Annotated in this window: 19 protein-coding genes; 13 read left to right on the plus strand and 6 right to left on the minus strand. The window is 36.8% G+C overall.

Features of this window, described 5'->3' with window-relative positions:
- Window positions 1–69: 69 nt before the first annotated feature.
- The 7 genes from L3V46_RS09815 (at window position 70) to L3V46_RS09845 (ending at window position 6,187) form a co-directional block, all read left to right on the plus strand.
- Window positions 70–1,668 (plus strand): histidine-type phosphatase, encoded by a 1,599-nt coding sequence (locus L3V46_RS09815; protein ID WP_239046769.1) that lies wholly within the window; start codon window positions 70–72, stop codon window positions 1,666–1,668.
- A 63-nt stretch (window positions 1,669–1,731) separates the two neighbouring features.
- Window positions 1,732–2,406 (plus strand): HAD family phosphatase, encoded by a 675-nt coding sequence (locus L3V46_RS09820; RefSeq protein WP_239045563.1) that lies wholly within the window; start codon window positions 1,732–1,734, stop codon window positions 2,404–2,406.
- A 100-nt stretch (window positions 2,407–2,506) separates the two neighbouring features.
- A complete protein-coding gene (locus L3V46_RS09825) occupies window positions 2,507–3,175 on the plus strand; it encodes a 2'-5' RNA ligase family protein (RefSeq protein WP_239045564.1) in 669 nt (222 codons plus the stop codon).
- Entirely contained in the window at window positions 3,163–3,675 is a 513-nt protein-coding gene (gene cobU, locus L3V46_RS09830) for a bifunctional adenosylcobinamide kinase/adenosylcobinamide-phosphate guanylyltransferase (RefSeq protein ID WP_239045565.1), read from the plus strand. Before L3V46_RS09825 ends, cobU begins: the two co-directional genes overlap by 13 nt.
- Window positions 3,676–3,755: 80 nt before the next feature.
- Window positions 3,756–4,808 carry a nicotinate-nucleotide--dimethylbenzimidazole phosphoribosyltransferase gene (gene cobT / locus L3V46_RS09835; RefSeq protein ID WP_004821763.1) on the plus strand — a complete coding sequence of 351 codons (1,053 nt, stop codon included), beginning with the start codon at window positions 3,756–3,758 and terminating at the stop codon, window positions 4,806–4,808.
- Window positions 4,809–4,838: 30 nt separating this feature from the next.
- Entirely contained in the window at window positions 4,839–5,450 is a 612-nt protein-coding gene (locus L3V46_RS09840; RefSeq protein ID WP_004821760.1) for a histidine phosphatase family protein, read from the plus strand.
- Entirely contained in the window at window positions 5,447–6,187 is a 741-nt protein-coding gene (locus L3V46_RS09845) for an adenosylcobinamide-GDP ribazoletransferase (protein ID WP_034616781.1), read from the plus strand. The genes L3V46_RS09840 and L3V46_RS09845 overlap by 4 nt, the downstream gene beginning before the upstream one ends.
- A gap of 129 nt (window positions 6,188–6,316) precedes the next feature.
- On the opposite strand, the gene L3V46_RS09850 is transcribed toward L3V46_RS09845, so the two are convergent.
- The 6 genes from L3V46_RS09850 to L3V46_RS09875 all read right to left on the minus strand — a co-directional run bounded on the left by L3V46_RS09850 (window position 6,317) and on the right by L3V46_RS09875 (window position 13,388).
- On the minus strand, window positions 6,317–8,404 hold the full coding sequence (locus tag L3V46_RS09850) for a TonB-dependent receptor (RefSeq protein WP_239045566.1): 2,088 nt from the start codon (window positions 8,402–8,404) through the stop codon (window positions 6,317–6,319).
- A gap of 193 nt (window positions 8,405–8,597) precedes the next feature.
- A complete protein-coding gene (locus L3V46_RS09855) occupies window positions 8,598–9,134 on the minus strand; it encodes a DUF2058 domain-containing protein (RefSeq protein ID WP_004821753.1) in 537 nt (178 codons plus the stop codon).
- Between the two features lie 15 nt (window positions 9,135–9,149).
- On the minus strand, window positions 9,150–9,824 hold the full coding sequence (locus L3V46_RS09860; RefSeq protein WP_004821751.1) for a YoaK family protein: 675 nt from the start codon (window positions 9,822–9,824) through the stop codon (window positions 9,150–9,152).
- A 32-nt stretch (window positions 9,825–9,856) separates the two neighbouring features.
- On the minus strand, window positions 9,857–11,053 hold the full coding sequence (gene sstT / locus L3V46_RS09865) for a serine/threonine transporter SstT (protein ID WP_034616787.1): 1,197 nt from the start codon (window positions 11,051–11,053) through the stop codon (window positions 9,857–9,859).
- Between the two features lie 169 nt (window positions 11,054–11,222).
- Window positions 11,223–12,950: a sulfate permease gene (sulP, locus tag L3V46_RS09870; RefSeq protein WP_239045567.1), complete on the minus strand. Its 1,728-nt coding sequence runs from the start codon at window positions 12,948–12,950 to the stop codon at window positions 11,223–11,225.
- A gap of 126 nt (window positions 12,951–13,076) precedes the next feature.
- Entirely contained in the window at window positions 13,077–13,388 is a 312-nt protein-coding gene (locus L3V46_RS09875) for a metalloregulator ArsR/SmtB family transcription factor (protein WP_004720219.1), read from the minus strand.
- A gap of 233 nt (window positions 13,389–13,621) precedes the next feature.
- On the opposite strand from L3V46_RS09875, the gene L3V46_RS09880 reads away from it, so the two are divergent.
- The 6 genes from L3V46_RS09880 (at window position 13,622) to L3V46_RS09905 (ending at window position 19,378) form a co-directional block, all read left to right on the plus strand.
- Window positions 13,622–13,879, plus strand: coding sequence for a hypothetical protein (locus tag L3V46_RS09880; protein WP_239045568.1), 258 nt, complete (start codon window positions 13,622–13,624; stop codon window positions 13,877–13,879).
- 6 nt (window positions 13,880–13,885) lie between these two features.
- Window positions 13,886–14,629 carry a zeta toxin gene (locus tag L3V46_RS09885; RefSeq protein WP_034616794.1) on the plus strand — a complete coding sequence of 248 codons (744 nt, stop codon included), beginning with the start codon at window positions 13,886–13,888 and terminating at the stop codon, window positions 14,627–14,629.
- 403 nt (window positions 14,630–15,032) lie between these two features.
- Window positions 15,033–15,449 (plus strand): YeeE/YedE family protein, encoded by a 417-nt coding sequence (locus L3V46_RS09890; RefSeq protein ID WP_151802199.1) that lies wholly within the window; start codon window positions 15,033–15,035, stop codon window positions 15,447–15,449.
- A gap of 2 nt (window positions 15,450–15,451) precedes the next feature.
- Window positions 15,452–15,862, plus strand: a complete 411-nt coding sequence (locus L3V46_RS09895; RefSeq protein ID WP_239045569.1) for a DUF6691 family protein — start codon at window positions 15,452–15,454, stop codon at window positions 15,860–15,862.
- A gap of 6 nt (window positions 15,863–15,868) precedes the next feature.
- Window positions 15,869–16,735: an MBL fold metallo-hydrolase gene (locus tag L3V46_RS09900; RefSeq protein ID WP_239045570.1), complete on the plus strand. Its 867-nt coding sequence runs from the start codon at window positions 15,869–15,871 to the stop codon at window positions 16,733–16,735.
- A gap of 534 nt (window positions 16,736–17,269) precedes the next feature.
- Window positions 17,270–19,378: a bifunctional diguanylate cyclase/phosphodiesterase gene (locus L3V46_RS09905; protein WP_239045571.1), complete on the plus strand. Its 2,109-nt coding sequence runs from the start codon at window positions 17,270–17,272 to the stop codon at window positions 19,376–19,378.
- The last annotated feature ends 323 nt before the right edge of the window (window positions 19,379–19,701 follow it).

A 19,701-nucleotide genomic window follows, 5' to 3' on the forward strand; every position in this document is an offset into this window, starting at 1 on the left:
GGATGGTCATACCAGTGTCATGTTCTTTGATTAGTTTGCCTGCATTAAATCAAATATGACATTTCAATGATGAAACCATTTAAAATTAAACATTCGCTAATCATTTGTTTTGCTTCAGGACTATTTTTAACAGCCTGCAATAATGATCATGATGATAATTCAGCTGTTGTCGTCCCACCTAAAGCTGATACATCACTATATTTACAGACCAAACAACCCTATCAACCTCAGCAGAAACTAAGCAGTTATGAAGCAACGCCAGCAGGTTATCGTGCAGTTTTTACAGAATTAGTTGCTCGACATGGTTCACGAGGTTTATCGAGTATTAAATATGATTTAGCTTTATACAACATGTGGTTAAAAGCAAAACAGGAAAATGCCTTAACGCCATTGGGTGAACAATTGGGTGCTGATTTAGAAGGCATGATGAAAGCCAATATTCTATTGGGTTATGGAGTGGAAGGTATACGCCAGTATGGCTATGGCAACGAAACTTCTGTAGGTATTAAAGAACATCAGGGTATTGCCGATCGCTTATTACAACGCTTACCACAATTGTTTAATCAAGCCAGTCAACAAGGTAAATCTGTACAGATCGTTAGCTCGGGTGTGGATCGTGCGGTGGACAGTGCTAAATTTTTTACCAATGAATTGTTGAAACAGCAACCAAGTTTAAAGACTGCAATTACACCAGCAAGCTATCAAAGCCTCAACAGTACCTCTATACCAAGTATTGTCGATGGCGGGGTAAATCGCTTTCATCTGTATTTTCATAGTTTAAATGCACAAGACGATTTGGCCAATGTTAAAACGGATTTAGACAAAACAGTCTATGCGGCTAGTTTAAAATATCAAGATTTTGAAGAGAATGATCCAGATTTAAAACAAAAAATTAAAACATTGAGTGCAGATCCTAATGCGCAAAAAATCGCAACAGAAGTATTAAGCCCAATTTTTAAAACAGCATTTATTCAAAAAATTGGTCAAACTGGCTATAGCTTTAGTAATTCAGGATCATTCACTGTAACAAGCCCTAAAGGTGAACAGATTACTGAAAAAGGAAAGGGGAAAAATACCATTGCCAGTGCAGTAGATGCTGCTGCTTATGTGTACGAGTTGTATTCAATCACTGGCGGAATGCAAGACGAGCTTGGAGCGACAAATTTTAAAAAATATATGCCAATTGAAGCGGCTAAGTTTTATGCGCAATATAACGATGCCAATGATTTTTATAGTAAGGGCCCAAGCTTTGATACAGGCAAAGCTGTAACAACAGATATTGCCAAATCACTCAAACAGGATTTATTTAAACAAGTTGATGATGTTATGAGCAATACACAAAAGAATGTTGCTGTATTAAGATTTGCTCATGCTGAAATCATAATCCCTTTAGCCACCAGCTTAGAGTTAAAGGGGATGATGCAATCTGTGCCCTTGACGCAGACGTTTAATTATTCAAATAGTGCGTGGCGTGGTGAAGATATCTCACCGATGGCAGCAAACTTACAGTGGGATATTTATCAGAATTCGCAAGGGCAGACTTTGTTAAAAATGCTCTATAACGAAAAAGAGATTGCTTTTAAAAAAGGTTGTGATTATGCCCGCTATAAAGCAAACAGCTATTATTATGATTATTTAAAGTTGAAACAATGTTATAGTATTCAATAGATTGCTATAAAATTTGAGGGAGAACGGGTTTCTCCCTTTTAATCTGTTTATAAAAGGGACACTGTGAAATTCCAGCAACATACGATTCAAGCTGCTATTTTTGATATGGACGGTACGATGCTGGACACTGAACGGCTTAGGTTTGATGTGTTAAAACAAGCGTCTTTGGAAATCACTGGTGTAGAATTTAGCTTAGATTATTTGATGCAATGTTTAGGGCTTAATGCGTTAAGCTCAGAACACTTAGCACAAAAGTTTTATGGTCAAGATATCCCTTACCAGCACATTCGGCAACGTGCTGAACAAATTGAACTTGAGATGATTTTGTCGCAAGGCGTACCAGTGAAAGCTGGGCTTTTAGAAATATTAGCTTATTTGCAATCTCAAAATATCCGATTGGCTGTCGCTACATCTAGTACCCGAAAAATTGCTGAAAAATATTTAAAACTTGCAAAAATTGATCATTATTTTACCTTGTTGGTCTGTGGCGATGACGTGATACAAGGTAAACCACACCCAGAAATTTTTAACAAAGCCTGCACGTTATTAAATCTAAATCCGCAACACAGCTTGATGATTGAAGATTCTGAAAATGGGATTACTTCAGCAGATTTGGCTGGGGGAGTAACGATTTTGATTGAGGATATTAAAGCGCCAAATCAGACCATGCTGGCAAGAGCAGATTACTACTTTGAATCTATGTTGGATTTTTATCAAGCAATCATAAAATCTGACTGAATAAAATTCATTTTCAATTGAACAACACTCAGTCAATTCAAGATTTAAACATGATGATTACGTGCTTTAATAGAAGCATTAAAATTAATGTGAATTTGATGTGTTTTTAGGTTCTCAAAGTTTAACAACTCCAACTGAGACACATGATTATCCCGAGTGGCACAAAGGGAGAAAACACTACGCCTTATGGTATATCGAAATTCATCATCCTGAATTATTGGCTTATTTAAGCGATTTAACAGAAAAATTCTCAAACTATTTATTGCACCCCAACACACGCCAATTTCATATCACATTGTATATTTGTGGCTTTCTAACCGAAGATAAAAAGCAATTTGATGATGATTTTATCCAAAGTAAATTTCAACAACAGCTTAAAATTTTGAGCCAAAACCAGTTAAATAGTTTTAAATTAACAACAGGAAAAATAAATAGTTTTAGCAGTGCTTTATTTATAGAAATTCAAGATCACGAAAATAGCCTAAGCAATATTCGACAATTATTATCCCATTCAAGCCAAGAAATTGCTGCTTTAGATTATTGTCCGCATATCACCTTAGGTTTGTATTCAGCTGAGTTTAAAGCGCAACAAATATTTAAGGCTATCGAAACGATTGATCAAAAAAGTTTTGAAATTGGCATTGATCAGCTTAATTTTGGTATATATCAAGCGCAAGTCTTACAGGGGCCTTTAGCTACGTTACATCAGCTTATACTCAATCCGAAAAAAACAGATGGATCTTGGGAGTCAAATTTATGTTGCAATTAATCCTAGGTGGCGCGCGTTCTGGCAAAAGTAAATTAGCTGAACAGATCGCAAAAGACTCAAATCTACAAGTTGTTTATATTGCTACCGCACAAGCATGGGATGATGAAATGCGACAACGTATTTCACACCATCAGACACAACGACCTGATGCATGGCGGCTGATTGAAGAACCACTTTACCTCGCCGATTGTTTAAAAAAAATAGATCAACAAGAACAAGTGATTTTGGTGGATTGCTTAACCTTATGGATGAGTAATTTATTGATGCATGAGGACTCAAATCTTCAGCGCATCGAATGTGAAAAATTGCTGAAAATTCTACCTACATTAAAGTCTAAAATTGTTTTAGTTAGCAATGAAACAGGACTCGGTGTTATACCAATGGGTGAAATAACTCGAAAATTTGTTGATGAATCAGGACGTTTACATCAACTATTAGGTCAAATAGCTGATAAAGTAGTGTTTTGCATCGCAGGTTTTCCGATGTTATTAAAAGGATAAATATTGTGATTTTTATCATATAAACTTGAGCATTTTAACGATTAACAATGAATTTTTAAAATACGAGATGGAGAGCAACAATGAATTGGTGGTTAGAAGCATGTAAAGTGCCAAACGCAGAAACAAAACAACAGGCTGAAGAACGTCAATTACAATTGACCAAGCCAACAGGCTCGCTGTCTGTTTTGGAAAATGTCGCCGTGCAATTGGCAGCTTTGCAAAGTAATTCAAAACCGAATGTAGATAAACCTTGGATCACGATTTTTGCAGGTGATCATGGGGTAATGGCTGAAAATATTTCAGCATATCCGCAAGCTGTAACGCGCCAAATGTTGCAAAACTTTGCAACGGGTGGGGCTTGTATCAGTGTGATTGCTAAAGAATATGCTGCGACTTTACAAGTCATTGATTGCGGCACAGTGGGTGAGGTTTACCAATATCAAGGCGTTGAACGTCATAGTATCGCTCAAGGGACTGCCAATTTTGCTCAACAAGTGGCAATGACTGAACAACAATGTCAGCAAGCCATGGCGCTAGGGCGTGAGAGTGTAGAAAAAGCCATTGCACAGGGTGCTTCAATTTACATTGCTGGGGAAATGGGGATTGGAAATACCTGTTCAGCTTCAGCGATTGCATGTTTCTTATTAAATGAACCAGCTGAGCAACTGACAGGTGTAGGCACGGGGATTCGTGCTGATCAGTTGATTCATAAAAAAAATATCATTCAGCATTCACTTGAGTTACATAAAAATTATGTTGAAAATGATGCATTTAAAGTTTTGTGTGCTGTAGGTGGCTTAGAAATTGCTGCAATGACAGGAGCTTATATTCGCTGTGCTCAACTCGGGATGCCTGTAATTGTCGATGGCTTTATTAGTTCTGTGGCGGCATTAGTCGCGGTACGACTCAATCCTGAAGTTCGACAATGGATGTTGTTCGGTCATCAGTCTGCTGAATATGGGCATCAACGCCTATTACAAGAGTTGAATGCTGATCCATTATTAAAGCTTAATTTACGTTTGGGAGAAGGCAGTGGTGCGGGTGCTGCCTTGGGTGTGATTAAGTTGGCATGTAGTTTACATAACAATATGGCCACTTTTGCAGAAGCTGCGGTAATTGGCGAGAAAGTTTAAATTTATTCATAATTCAAAAAGAGCATATGCATGAAATTGAGGATTGATCTATTACGTCACGGGGAAACTACGCTGAATCATACTTTGCGTGGTTCGACTGATGATGAATTGACAGAATTGGGCTGGCAACAAATGCACCAGACCATTTCCTATGATCAATCCTCTGTGCAAACGCAATGGGATTTTATGTTTAGCTCGCCTTTAAAGCGCTGTTTCTCATTTGCACAGAGACTTTCTGAACAAGTTCAAATACCACTGATGCAAGATCATCGATTACAAGAAATTCATTTTGGTGATTGGGAAGGTATTTCAACACAGCAGATTTATGCAAAAACGCCTGAGTTATTGGAAAATTTTTGGCAATCTCCGACACGTTATACTCCACCAAATGCTGAAAGATATTTAGATTTTCAGTATCGAATTAAGCAAGCATTACAAGCGATCAAAGAGCAAATGCTGATTACACAAAGTCAAACAGCTTTGATTGTGACGCATGGTGGTGTGATTAAGCTTTTAAAATGTATGGCGCTACAACAATCTCTTGATGATATTTTAAAAATGTCTGCTGAGCTTGGGCAATTAAATCGCTTTATGTTGGACAGCGAAACCATGCAATTAGAGTTATTGGAGAGCAATAAATGACCCCATTTTTTATTGCATTGCAATTTTTAACGATTTTCCCTGTTTATTTAAAAAATATGCCTTCGCCAAAACAAAATGGTCAGTCACTGCTATTTTATCCAGTGATTGGGCTTTTGATTGGTTTGGTTCTGTTTGCCGTTGCCAGTTTTCTACATGTTTTGCCTGTAGTTTTACTCAGTACCATTATTCTGGTCATCTGGATTTTGCTCACGGGTGGCTTACATTTAGATGGTTTAGCGGATACTGCGGATGCTTGGGTCGGTGGCTTTGGTGATAAAGAAAATACCTTAAGAATTATGAAAGACCCAGCATGTGGACCGTTTGGTGTGCTGAGTTTAATTGTTATCTGTTTGATTAAATGGTCTGCACTGTATGTGTTATTACAGGAACAACACTATACTGCTTTGATTCTATTTCCTATTTTAGGGCGTTTAACACCATTATTTTTATTTCTGACCACTGAATATGTCCGTGAAAAGGGCTTAGGCTGGTCCATTGCTCAATATATCCCTAAAACTTGGGCAATGATCATTTTTGGTATCAGTTTATTGGGCGCAGGTTATTTTGTTTGGGTTGGTTTGGTGACCGCAACGATTTTTATCCTCACCTTAATTTATCTACGCTATAAGTTTATTCAACGAATCGATGGGATTACGGGTGACACCATTGGTGCCAGTATAGAAATCGCAGAAACCGTCTGTTTACTCTGTTTTATCATTTGTGGTTTTTATATTTAATAAGATTAAAAAAACCGAAGTTTTTAAAACTTCGGTTTTTAAATTGATCACTTATTTATGTTTATCTACTCATTATTTATCAGTAAATAATTAATAAGATTTTGATTTATATATCTATGCTAATCAAAATTAGAATTTTTTCTCTACACTGAACAAGAAGCTTGGAATAGCATCATTGACCCGAGCTTCATATAAAGCACCATCACTTTGATTATTTAAGCGCTCTTTATAGTCTGTACTCAAAATATTACGAGCACTCAGTGTTGTTGCCCAGCCTTTAGGGAAGCGTTTTGTCGCACTAATATCCACATTTACACGTTGATTGGTTGTACGATCATAGGGAAGATTGTCTAAAGCACGGGTAAATTCAGGCGTGTAGCTTAGATTAATACTGCTTGACAATTGCCAAGGCTGGTAATTGTATGAAACGCCTGTACTTGCTGTATAAGGGGCAACATCACTGGCTAAACGGGTATTATGGTCGGTATCTTCGATTTTGGCGCGTACCGTCGATAATTGTCCATTCAACATAAATGAATGACCATTTTCGGTTTGTTTTAAAGCATAGCGACCTGAAATTTCTACACCGTAGGTTGTTGCTTGGTCTTGATTATACGGACGTTCAACAAAGCGTGTGCCTTCTTGACGAATCACTTTTTCGATATAGTCATCAATATCTCGATGAAAAGCCGTAATATTTACGCCACCTGCAGTAGTGTTATAACCCAAGGTTGTTTCCAGTGCGGTGATTTTTTCAGGCCGAAGATTGGGATTACCACCACGGTCTGGGTTATTGATAGAGCCTGCATCAGCATCTGTTGAAATGGAAACAGTCGGCATGAGATTGTTACTATTTGGACTTTTAAAGGCGCGACTAATATTGGTTTGCAAAGACCATTGATCGTTAAAGTCTAAACGGTGTGCAAGCACAGGGCTGAGGTTTTGATCACTGTATTCAACCAAGCCTGAACGTTCTAACCATTCCTGACGTGCGCCCACGGTAAGCGTTTGACGTTTTGAAAACTTCCAACTGCCTTCCAAATAAAGTGCGTAACGTTGCTCATCTAATGTATCAGCAATATTGCTTGCTAGCGCATTGGCACGCGCATCAAGTCCAAATTTTACTTGTTTGCTTTCGTCAAACTTGCGTACCCCATCATACGCTAAGCCGTATTCATTCACAGTTTCATCAATATAAGAACTGTATTGATTGGAACGAGTGGATTCAGTTTCATTTTGCTTTTCAATAGACAAGCGGACTTTGTCTGAGTCACCTTTATCTTTACGCTCATAACGGGTATTTAAACGAATACTGTCATTTTTATCATTTTGAACTTGATTACTGCTAGAGCCATCACTTTCATTCTTACGATAAAAAATTTCTGAAACCAGTTTTTGTTGATCATCAATTTGATATTCAACACGTGGTGAAAACATGGTATTTGTACGATTGGTAGTGCGTATTTGTTGGCGTGTACCATTTATATTTTCAATTTCTGTGCTTGATTTGCTGTCATTCCACATTTGATTGGCTGAAACACTGTAAATCCATGCACCATCACGCCCATCTGCTTGTACACTGATATTTTTACGCTGTTCTTCTTTTTGATCCGATTGGGTGATGCCATATCCTAATTTAACATTGCCACTGATTCGAGCATCGTCTAAGGGTTCTTTTAAAATGATATTGATCACTGCGGATGAGGCAACTGAGGCTTGAGCTACACTAGGTTGTTTGGTGATTTCAATTCGTTCAATCATTTCAGGCGTAATTGAGTCAACAATAGACATACCACCACGTGGTCCACCTTGTACGGCTTCACCATTAATCAAAAATACTGGTGCGCCACCACCACGAAAACGCATGCTGCCTGAACCGCTTGATCCACGTGGTCCTTGTCCAGGTGTTGGCATTTGAAAACCTGCTGCACGTCTTAAAGCATCATTGACCGATTGATCGCCGAATTGCAGCATTTCTTCACGTGTCACAATGGTTTTAGCGACCGCACTGATATCAGGATCTTTAGCAGGTGCTTGCTCTGCTGCAAAAACCAAGGTTTTTAATTGTTTTGGTGATTCATTTTCTTTAAGTTGAGTCGCTTCAGTGGTTTTATTTGCAGATATTGTTTCATCATTTGCAAGGCTTGCAGAGGTGATGGCGAATATTGCAAGGCTTAAAGTACTCAATGTACCCCAGTAAAGTTTTGTACGGTGCATGTTGCATCGTTCCGTTTATGTAATTTCGCGTAAGATTAGCGCACAATTATGTAGAAATTTTGAGGAAAAGTGCATGGATGAAAAATAAATTTAATGCTGAATTTTTTTTATTTAAATCAAAAAAAAGCCTAATGATTGAAGCATTAGGCTGATGAAATTTCTAAAAATATAAACTGAAAAATAGAACAGGGGATTACCACATCAAATCATCTGGAATAACATAAGCAGCATAAGGATCTTCCTCATCTGTCACTTGTTCATTCTTCTCAGAATTATTGACAATAATAAATCCAGTCATTTTTTCATTGATACGTTCACCCAAAGCTTTGGGTAAAATTGCGTAGGCATCATTATTGTCATGTGCAATCACCAAACTGCCTGAAACCAAGGCATTATAAACTTGCTGATTGATATAGATTTTCTTAACCGAACCATCGATAAACTGATAGACCGCATCGCCATCTGTATCTGTGATTTTATGTTGACCAATCATTTGGATAATTGAAGCTTTTAAGGCTTTTTCATCTAAAATGCGTTGTTTCTCTTGATTCAGCGCTTGGTCTTTACTGATTTTCTCTTGTTTGTCTTGTTCAATTTTAGCTTTAAGCTCAGCTTCATTACTCTGACCTGTACGTTGCTCGTGCTGTGCCTGCTTTGACAATTTCTTTGCTTTTTTATTATCCACTAAGCCAGCTTTGAGTAACTGTGCTTGCAATGCGTTTTTGACCATAACAATAACCAACCATTAAATGTGTTTCGAACCATGCCGAAAATAAATAAACCAATACGTTAAGCTGAGTATTAAACTTAATCCAGCAGGGATAAGGAATGAATTTAATTGTAAATAAGGATACACGATACTGGCAATCAGCCCACCCAGAATAAATCCGCAAAGAATCAATAAATGTAATGTAACACGGCGCTTTTCAATACCGAGTCCTCGAAACAGATAGCCTAAAGCCAAACCAAGATCAGTTAAAACCCCTGAAAGATGTGTAGTGCGAATAATGGTGCCTTTATAGTGGCTGACCATGGCATTTTGCATCCCCATTGCGGTACTTGCCCAGAGTAAAGCATATTTTGGATAATAAGGAATAAATAACCAGCAAAGCAAAATAAACACACTGACAAGACTGAGTGGAACGCCATATCTACGACCCAGTTTAAAATTGCTATTGCCTAAAATAAAGCCACTATAACTTGATCCAATCACATAACTGAGCATGACCAAGAAAAGGTAAAGCACATGATCATATTGTTGATGAATCAGTGCTTGCGCAAATAAACTGGCATTGCCCGTCATATGAGAGATGGATTGATGAAGGACGGTAATTAAACCAAGCACATTAATTATGCCTGCATTGACTGCAAGCATAAACGCACCTAGTTGAATCCAAACGGGCAAATACTGTAGAGGCATAATTCCTTCTTTTTATTCATATACCTTGTATATTACTTTTTAGAAAGATCAACTGCTGCTGTAAATAAGACATCAGTCGAGGAATTCAATGCTGTTTCTGTTGAGTCTTGAAGCACACTAATCACCATACCAATTGCAATTACTTGCATTGAGATTTCTGAAGGAATACCAAATAAACCACAAGCCACGGGAATTAACAACAGAGAACCACCAGCAACACCAGATGCACCACAAGCCGTTACCACAGAAACTACAGATAAGATCACCATAGTGACGATATCAACTTGAATACCAAGTGTATGCACAGCAGCGAGGGTGAGCACGGTAATTGTTACCGCTGCACCTGCCATGTTAATTGTTGCACCTAATGGGATCGCAACGTTAGCAGTAGTATCATTTACCCCTAAGCGCTTTGCCAAGTCAAGGTTTACTGGAATATTTGCCGCAGAACTACGGGTAAAGAACGCAGTGATTCCACTTTCTCTTAAGCATTTTAAAACCAAAGGATATGGGTTTTTACGCATCACAAAACCAACAATCAATGGATTGATGATGAGGGCTACAAAAAGCATGGTACCAACGAGTACAGCAATCAAGTGTGCGTAGTTTTTTAAGGTTTCTAAACCTGCTTGCGCAAATGTTGCAACAACTAAGCCAAAAATCCCCACAGGAGCAAAAGCAATCACCACACGAATAATGGCATTCGTCGCATCCGCAATATCTGTAATCACTTGTTGAGTGGTTTCTGAACCGTGACGAAGTGCCGCACCTAAGCCTACAGCCCAAGCTAAAATGCCAATAAAATTTGCCTCGTGTAAAGCCGTTATTGGATTGGTAATAAAACTAAGGAGTAGATTTTTTAATACTTCTGCTACGCTACCCGGTGGCTGTAAAGTCACTTCGCTTGCATGTGCAAAAACCAAAGTACTTGGAAACATTGTGCTAATCGTAATGGCACTAATCGCAGCCAGTAACATTCCAATTGCATATAATCCAAGAATTGGTTTTAAGTTACTCGCGCCTTCACCAACTTTAAAGTTAGCAATAGATGAAAGAACCAAGACAAATACAAGAATTGGTGCAATGGATTTTAATGCTTTAATAAAAAGCTCGCCTAAAATAATGAAATATTGGGCTGAATTGGGGAATAGATACGCAACTATAAAACCAAGAATAATGGCAATAAGAATACGAGTAACTAAACTTAAACGTGCTAGGACAGCAAACATGTTGAACCTTTATGCCTAAACTGGTCTAAAATCGATGAACAAGCCGCGTATTCTATACCTAAAAGCGAAAACTTAAATAATACAATTTCGCCATAAAAATTAAGATATTAAAAAATATATAGCTTTTTCAGCAATCATAATAAAAAATGTTGATAATTTAAACGATTATTTAACTAAAAGTTTGGGCATCCAATTGATGCATGGCTTGGTAATGCGTTAAATAAATATTTCCACTGAGCTGTTTAATTAAATTGGACTGTTTTAAACGATCCATGACTGGACCTTTGACTTCCGTGAGATGCATTTGAATTTTTAATTTATTTAAATCACTGTTGATTTCTTCCAGAGTTTCTAAAGCACTTGCATCAATATTACTAATACTTGAGCAATTGATCACCACATGATGTAGTGCTGGGTGTTTACTGACTTCTAAAATGATAAATTCTTTTAAGGTATTGGCATTTAAAAAACTTAGATTTTCATCTATACGAATAGACACAATATTGGTACTGGTCAAAACATCATGTCTTGAAATATTGCGGAAATGTTGCGTGCCTTCAACTAAGCCAATGACGGCAATATGTGGACGGCTAATACGCCATAACAGCAATAAAAATGTAGAAACAATACCAATAATCAAACCTGTTGAAATATCGATACACAACACCCCAAAGAATGTGACCCACATGGCAATCCCATCGGCTTTGGAATAACGCCATGTTTCAATGAAGGGTTTAAAATCAACCAATTTCCAAATGGATACCATAATGGTGACAGCGAGAATCGCTAAAGGAAGTTGTTTAAATAAACCGGTAAAATATAAATTCACAATCACGATAAAAATTGAAGATAACACACCAGCCATAGGTGTTTTTGCGCCTGCATCTGCATTAACCACTGTACGTGATAAACTGCCAGTCACAGGAAATGCTGACGTGACACCTGCACTAAAATTGGCTAAACCCAGTGCAATCAGCTCTTGATTACTATTGAGCTCACTACGTTGTTGAAATGCTGTGGTCTGTGCAATAGAAATAGATTCGACAAAACTCACCATGGTAATCATCGCTGCACCGGGTAAAAGCTGGATCACCAAATCCCAACGCCAGTAAGGCATGGCAATTGGTGGAAATCCTGAAGGAATCTCACCCACGGTTTTGATACCAAATTGGTCTATATGCAGGAAATGTATTAACGCAATCGAAATAAACACCAGAACCAAGGGCAGTGCTTTCACCCAGAATTGTAGAGAATGTGCATAAGATTGGCATAACTTAGATTTAAAAAAAACAGGGATGTAAATCAAAAACAGAATCGCACAGACACCAAAAATTAAAGTCTCAATACTGGTAAAGCTAATGTATTGCCATATGCTTTGAATAAACTCGATAATATTGCCTGATTTTAAGGGAACATCGAGCATAAACTTAACTTGGCTGAGTGCAATCAATACTGCGGATGCGATGATAAAACTCTTAATCACAGGATGGCTGATTAAACGGATTAAAAAGCCGAATCTAAAAATTCCCAGTAAACTTGAAAGTATGCCGACGAGAAGTGCCAATAAACATGCTGCTTGAATATATACAGGTGAACCCACCTCATAGAGCGGTTCAAGCGTAGCAAAGGTCATCATGGAAATCAGTGCAACAGGACCAATAGAAAGCGTTGGACTGCCACCCACAATGGCATAGATGATCATGGGTAAAATACTGGCATATAAGCCAGTCACAGGAGGCAACCCAGCAACCATGGCATAAGCCATACCTTGAGGTACAAGCATTGCAATGACGATTAAAGCAGCAAGTAGATCAGCCCTAAATTTAGGGACATTATAGTCTTGCAGCCATTGCCATGCAGGGAGTATTTTACTGAGTTGAACTTTTGGGGCAGCCATTGGAACTTCATTAGCATATTTTCATATATATTATGCAGAAAAAATGCTAAGAAAAATAGCGACAGCTAACTTATATACTGAATTGTTTGTTTTTATTTTAAATTTATCTAGACGCTAAGATGTGTATTAAACCTGTGGGCAATACAAATCATATAAGGTTGTTAATACCACTGTCAGTTTTTGATCTTTAATAGAATAATAAATTTGCTTCCCATCACGACGTGTTGAAACAACATCACTTTTACGTAACATCATCAATTGTTGAGAGAGCGTCGGTTGATTAATCTGAGTTTTTTCTTCTATTTGCGAAACATTTAACTCTTCTTGAGCAAGATGGCATAAAATGAGTAAGCGATCTGTATTGGCTAAAGATTTTAAAATAGTCACGACTGATGCAGCTGATTCACGCATTACATCAATTTCAAGATCACTAGACATCGGTAGGTTCCATCCATTATTTAATACAGTATAACTGTGTCAGTGCATGTCGTATGGCTTTTAGCTTATGTTTTTTGATGAATTTCTAAATCAATTTTGTGAATATATCTTCACATTCTGTTTTAACTTTCTACAGAACTAGATTTTCTCTGTTTACAGTTGAATAAATAGACAATAATAAGTGATATGTTAAGATGTAACTACAGCTAAAAATCAAGCTGAGGATATTTGACATGACGACATTTACAGCAATGAAGACGACATTACGTGAGGAAGCAACAATTCCAGTGCTTGCTATCGATGCGTTTAGTGCGGCATTTAATCATGCAAGTCAGTCAAGCGCTACAATCACTTATGTAAAAGATCAACAGCTGGTCCAACAACGCAATGGTGAAATCAAAATTGTTGAAGATTTATCTTCTGCCTATGTGGTTCCCAAGCTTAAACACAGTGTGTTAAAACGTAAAAAGAAACAAGAGGTGATGGCATAACTTTATATGCGACAGCCGAGAATAAGAATGTTTGCTGGTCCAAACGGATCAGGTAAAAGCACAATTAAAGACTATTTAGCGCCCCATCAGATTGGGGCATATTTAAATGCAGATGAGCTTGAAAAACAATTATCTGCGACTCAAAGTTTGTGCTTAGATGATTATCATCATGATTTATCTAGCGCAGCGTTACTGAAATTTTTAAAACAAAAAAAACGTAAAAAGAATGACCAAGTCGTGCCGCTATTATCCTCAAAACCACAAATTGTGGATGGACTCATTATATTTAACCGAGATGAAATCGACTCCTATCTTTGCGCACGCATTATCGATTTTATTCGGATGGAATTTTTAAGGTTAAAAATGAGTTTCACTTTTGAAACTGTGATGTCGCATATCAGCAAAGTAGAGTTTCTACGTGAAGCCCAGAAACAAGGCTTTAAAACGTATCTGTACTATGTGGCAACCGTTGACCCAAAAATTAATATTGGACGTGTGCAATATCGGGTCGCTACAGGTGGTCATGCTGTACCAGTGCAGAAAATCTGTGAGCGCTATTACCGTAGTTTAGATTTATTGATGTTGGCAATTGAAGCCTCAGATCGTGCATATATTTTTGATAATTCAAGTCACGGTGAAAAAGCAGCTTTTATTGCAGAGATTGAAAAGGCTGAAGTACTAAAACTAAATCCTGTTGTAGAGCATTTCCCTAAATGGTTTGTAGACAAAGTATTGAGTGAATTTAATTAATTTGAAGATTAGATCTGTTTGATAAAGCAAAAAAAGATCATGTTGAGTGAAACATATTGGTATTAAAAATTTCTTCTTACTTTGGAATAAGGCAAGAATGAGGGGATTTTATGTTGATTTATCGTATTAAAAAGGACTGATAAACGAAGTTTATTGGCAAAATATTAAAAATTAAAATAAATTATAAGCTATTGATTGTTCATTATAAATATGAATAAAGCTATTCAGAGATTTAAATCAAAATTAAAAATTAGGCTGTGCAATTCGTAGCTAATCATATAGAGATTGTATTTGCAGTTATGCCTTTGATTTGCATATTTCTATATATCCTTATCTGAAGATGAGGTTGATTAATTTAAATAAATATATATTATAAAAACATATATTGTATGGGTTTAAAGCAATGCATGATTTTATACTGGCCTTTTTGGGTGGAGTTCTACTTGGGCTGGCTGTAGTTGGCTACTTATTTGTAAATGGTCGTGTTGCTGGGGTAAGTGGTCTAATTGCACAAGTCCTCAATCCACACAGAATTTTTAAAACACCTGCTTTGTGGTTTTTATTGGGCTTATTCAGCACACCATTTATCTATGGAGTGATTTTTAATCCTGAAATCGTGATGCTAACGACAAGCCCAATTTTACTTGTCATCGCAGGTCTATTGGTTGGCTTTGGCACACGATTAGGTTCAGGCTGTACCAGTGGTCATGGAATTTGTGGGATAAGTCGTTTGTCTAAACGCTCAATTGTTGCGACTTGTACCTTTATGCTGGCTGGATTTATCACAGTGTATGTGATGCGTCATGTGATTGGAGCTTAATCATGAAAAATATCTTTGCATTTATCTTTGGCGGGCTATTTTCTGTAGGTTTAATGCTTTCAGGCATGTCGAATCCAGCAAAAGTCATCGGTTTTCTAGATATATTTGGCCAGTGGGATCCAAGTCTGGCTTTTGTGATGATCGGTGCAATTGTAGTCGCATTTATTCCTTTTCAAAAAGCGATACGTCATCCTGTGACTGTGTTTAATGAAGTGATCGAATTACCAAAAAATACCCAACTCGATACAAAGTTAATTGCAGGCGCTTTCATTTTTGGTATAGGTTGGGGAATTGCTGGAATTTGTCCAGCACCCGCATTTACATTGATTGGTTTAGGTTATTATCAAGCCCTATATTTTATTGTTGCCATGCTGTTTGGCGTATTGATTCATCGCAAAGTGACAGGAGCATAATTTTTTATGAATCCATTTGTACAAGATTTTTTTGATGAAGCCAGTAATACCTTTAGTTATGTGGTGGTTGATCCTGCAACTCAATACTGTGCCATTATTGACAGTGTATTGGATTATGATGCGGCATCTGCAACAACATCAACAATACATGCAGACCATATTATTCAGTATATTCAAAAACATCATCTTACAGTGCAGTGGATTCTTGAAACACATGTACATGCAGATCATTTAACAGCATCACAATATTTAAAAGAACAGTTAGGTGGTCAAATCGCCATAAGTGAAAAAATTGTGACTGTTCAAGATATTTTTAGTCAAATTTATAATCTTGATTATCAGGCTTTAAAAGCACAGCATTCCTTTGATTATTTATTTAAAGATCATGAGATTTTTAAGATTGGCGAGTTAGAGGCATATAATCTCCCTACGCCTGGTCATACCCCAGCTTGTTTGACCTATGTGATTGGTGATGCAGCCTTTGTTGGTGATACTTTGTTTATGCCTGATTATGGCACAGCGCGTTGTGATTTTCCAAAGGGCAGTGCGGCACAACTTTATGATTCTGTAATGAAAATTTTTAACTTAGCAGAGCATACTCGGTTGTATTTATGTCATGATTACCTGTCAGAATCACGCCTAGATTATCATTGCCAAACAGACATTAAGAGCCAACGTGAAGAAAACATCCATATCCATACAGGGGTAACTAAACAAGCCTTTATTGCGATGCGGGAACAGCGTGATGCTACATTGGCTATGCCGAAATTGATCCTTCCAGCCATTCAAATCAATATGAATGCAGGTCAATTTCCTGAGCCTGAAATAAATGGTATTCGTTATTTAAAATTACCTTTAAATTATTTTAAGTAAATTGCTTAAATTAAAATATATTTATTAAATGATAATGATTTAAATTTTTGTTCAATAATTATGCGATTTAATCACGATGATTATTTATTTAGTTTTTTAAAATAATTTTCTTTAATATGCTTGAAAATTACGCAATGATTGATTTTTTTATGAATATTGTTAAGATTATTGTAAATAAGTGCAGAACTCGATCATGGAATTGAGTCTCTTTAGAATAAATCATAACAGGGGGATTTTTTCTCATATTACAAAATATAAAATTTATTTATCAGTTTGATATTTAAAGATAATTTAAATAAACATAGGTTTGTCATAAATTTGAAACACACCTAAAAACTTAAAAGAATAGATTTTATAAACATTATTGTATACAATTTAAACTTATTGGCTAAAGTGTGACTTATATCACATGGTTTTTTTAAAAAAATAACGACTCGACACTTGGGTTATACAAGAAGCTGTGGTTATTTAAAATACATATAAGTTTGAACAATGGTTTATCTTAATTTTTGCGTTGATAGATAGGATTAATTTATGGCAGGCATTTATTTACCTTTGCATTCGAGTTTGAATCAGGTGGGTTCATTTCCAAAGTCTATAACTCCTCGATCTGCACAAATTTTGAATGAAGTCAAAGAAGCTTTAGATCTGATACCCCACCTTATTTGGGTGACAAAATTAGGGATTGGCTATTGTAATACTCCATTAAAAGAATTTATTGGTGTAGATACGCATAATATATGCGATTCCGATTGGATTAAATGCTTACATCCTGATGATGCAGAACATATCTATAATATTTGGATAACAGCGCAGAAAACTGGTCAACGTTTTGAAAAAGAATGTCGTATCCGTCATGTGAATGGCGACTATCAATGGTTTTTGCTGATTGCTCAAAGTACGGTTTATAAACAACAGTTTTTTGATTGGACCATAACCTGCACCAATATTCATGAACGTGCAACGTTATTACGTGAAACCAGTGAGTCCCTAAAAGCCAATACAGATATGCTTGATGTCAGTGTTGACTGTATCAAAATTATTACACCAGATGGTTATGTGTCACATATGAATAAATCTGGTTGTATTGCATTACTAGGACAAGAAAAAGTAAAAACTTTTGGTATGGAATGGCTTGGACTATTGCCACCAGAAGTGCGTGAGCAGGGCAAAAAAGCCATTAAAGAAGCGGCAAAAGGGAAAAACGCCAGATTTGCAGGTAAAAGTGTCTTTGGTAATTTAACCATGTATTGGGACAATATTTTAACCCCTGTTGTCAATGAAAATGGTCAAACCACCAGTATTTTATGTGTTTCTCGAGATATAACCAAACAACGTATTGCCGAAGAAAAACTCAGAGTGATCTGTGAATTTGATGAAATGACGAGTTTGATGAATCGTCGTGCATTTAAAAGAAGATTAAAGGCATCAATCTCTAAAGCCAGAGAAAATCGAAGCAAAATTGGATTGTTACTGATTGATTTAGATCATTTTAAACATATTAATGACACATTGGGTCATTCTGCTGGTGATCATTTACTTAAGGTTTTGTCTAAACGCCTTGCGCATTGTTTAGATGAGAATACCTATATCTCAAGACTCGGGGGGGATGAGTTTGCGGTGGTGATTGACCATGTGGAAAGTCATGCACAGATTGAGGCTGTTTCCAAAAAATTATTACAACAACTCGATGCGCCTATTACTTATAGCGGTAAATTGCTGAATGGTGGTATGAGTATCGGCGGTTCAATTTATCCGCATGATGCCAAAGATGGTTCAGGATTGTTGAAATGTGCAGATGCTGCTTTAAATGACCTTAAAGAACGGGGTCGTGGTGGTATTCGTATGTTTGGTGTAGACATGTTTGAAATTGCCCAAAGTAAAGCCAAGCAATTAAATACAGCGCGCCAAATTATCCGTAACAATCAAATTGAACCATTTTACCAACCTAAAGTGAAACTGGATGATTGCTCAATTATTGGTTTTGAAGCATTACTCAGATGGCGAGATGTAGAGGGCAATGTTTATTTACCTGCGACTGTTGCTGAAGCATTTAATGATTTTGAGTTAGCGACTAAAATCAGCGAAACCATGCACGATAAAATATTTACAGATATTTCTCATTGGATCAAGCAAGGCTTTAACGTTGTACCGATTTCAATCAATGCCTCACCTGTAGAGTTTATGCGGGATAATTATGCTGAAATTTTATTAAAGCGCTTAACCCAGTATGCCATTCCACATCATCTTGTTGAAGTCGAGATTACTGAACATGTCTTGGCTGATCGTGGCTATGAATATGTCATTCGCGCGTTAAAAAAACTTAAACAAGAAGGCGTGCGGATTGCCTTAGATGATTTTGGAACAGGGCATTCATCGATGACGCATATTCGTGATTACCCTGTAGATAGTTTAAAAATTGACTACAACTTTGTAAATCGTATGCATGAAGAAAAGTCAATTAAAGCAATAGTGGAAGGGATTGCAAAATTAGGTCCAATCCTTTCTTTAGATATTATTGCAGAAGGGATTGAAACGATTCAGCAGCTTGAAAATTTAAGAGCTGTGGGCTGTAAATTTGGCCAAGGTTTCTTATTTAGCCAAGCAATTTGTGCAGAACAAGTGCAAGAAATGTTGCAGTAAGGGGCTTGGGATTAACAACAATGATTGGGTTAAATTGTGCCTTAACTCAATCATTTGTATTCCATACATAAAATATAGAAAAACTTTAAAAAAGGGCTTGAAAAGTCTACAGACTACAGGTATTGTAAATTCAATATAGATTTTTATGAACGACATAAAGATGAAAAAGCAACCTGTAATCGCTACTTCTTATTATTTCTGGCAATTCTTTAGATAATTGCCTGAAGTCGTTCGGGCAATGAATTGGTTGCCCATCAAAGTTAATACCTGATCGGCAACACCGATCAGGTTTTTTTATATCTGAATGTTAAAAATATTTTGAA

This window comes from Acinetobacter sp. AG3 (genome assembly GCF_022343575.1).
Taxonomy (GTDB): domain Bacteria; phylum Pseudomonadota; class Gammaproteobacteria; order Pseudomonadales; family Moraxellaceae; genus Acinetobacter; species Acinetobacter guillouiae.

Coding starts and splice junctions, on each gene's coding strand:
- L3V46_RS09815 (WP_239046769.1), top strand. CDS start 70: ATGAAACCATTTAAAATTAAACATTCGCTAATCATTTGTTTTGCTTCA.
- cobU (WP_239045565.1), top strand. CDS start 3,163: ATGTTGCAATTAATCCTAGGTGGCGCGCGTTCTGGCAAAAGTAAATTA.
- cobT (WP_004821763.1), top strand. CDS start 3,756: ATGAATTGGTGGTTAGAAGCATGTAAAGTGCCAAACGCAGAAACAAAA.
- L3V46_RS09840 (WP_004821760.1), top strand. CDS start 4,839: ATGAAATTGAGGATTGATCTATTACGTCACGGGGAAACTACGCTGAAT.
- L3V46_RS09845 (WP_034616781.1), top strand. CDS start 5,447: ATGACCCCATTTTTTATTGCATTGCAATTTTTAACGATTTTCCCTGTT.
- L3V46_RS09850 (WP_239045566.1), bottom strand. CDS start 8,404: ATGCACCGTACAAAACTTTACTGGGGTACATTGAGTACTTTAAGCCTT.
- L3V46_RS09855 (WP_004821753.1), bottom strand. CDS start 9,134: ATGGTCAAAAACGCATTGCAAGCACAGTTACTCAAAGCTGGCTTAGTG.
- L3V46_RS09860 (WP_004821751.1), bottom strand. CDS start 9,824: ATGCCTCTACAGTATTTGCCCGTTTGGATTCAACTAGGTGCGTTTATG.
- sstT (WP_034616787.1), bottom strand. CDS start 11,053: ATGTTTGCTGTCCTAGCACGTTTAAGTTTAGTTACTCGTATTCTTATT.
- sulP (WP_239045567.1), bottom strand. CDS start 12,950: ATGGCTGCCCCAAAAGTTCAACTCAGTAAAATACTCCCTGCATGGCAA.
- L3V46_RS09875 (WP_004720219.1), bottom strand. CDS start 13,388: ATGTCTAGTGATCTTGAAATTGATGTAATGCGTGAATCAGCTGCATCA.
- L3V46_RS09880 (WP_239045568.1), top strand. CDS start 13,622: ATGACGACATTTACAGCAATGAAGACGACATTACGTGAGGAAGCAACA.
- L3V46_RS09885 (WP_034616794.1), top strand. CDS start 13,886: ATGCGACAGCCGAGAATAAGAATGTTTGCTGGTCCAAACGGATCAGGT.
- L3V46_RS09890 (WP_151802199.1), top strand. CDS start 15,033: ATGCATGATTTTATACTGGCCTTTTTGGGTGGAGTTCTACTTGGGCTG.
- L3V46_RS09895 (WP_239045569.1), top strand. CDS start 15,452: ATGAAAAATATCTTTGCATTTATCTTTGGCGGGCTATTTTCTGTAGGT.
- L3V46_RS09900 (WP_239045570.1), top strand. CDS start 15,869: ATGAATCCATTTGTACAAGATTTTTTTGATGAAGCCAGTAATACCTTT.
- L3V46_RS09905 (WP_239045571.1), top strand. CDS start 17,270: ATGGCAGGCATTTATTTACCTTTGCATTCGAGTTTGAATCAGGTGGGT.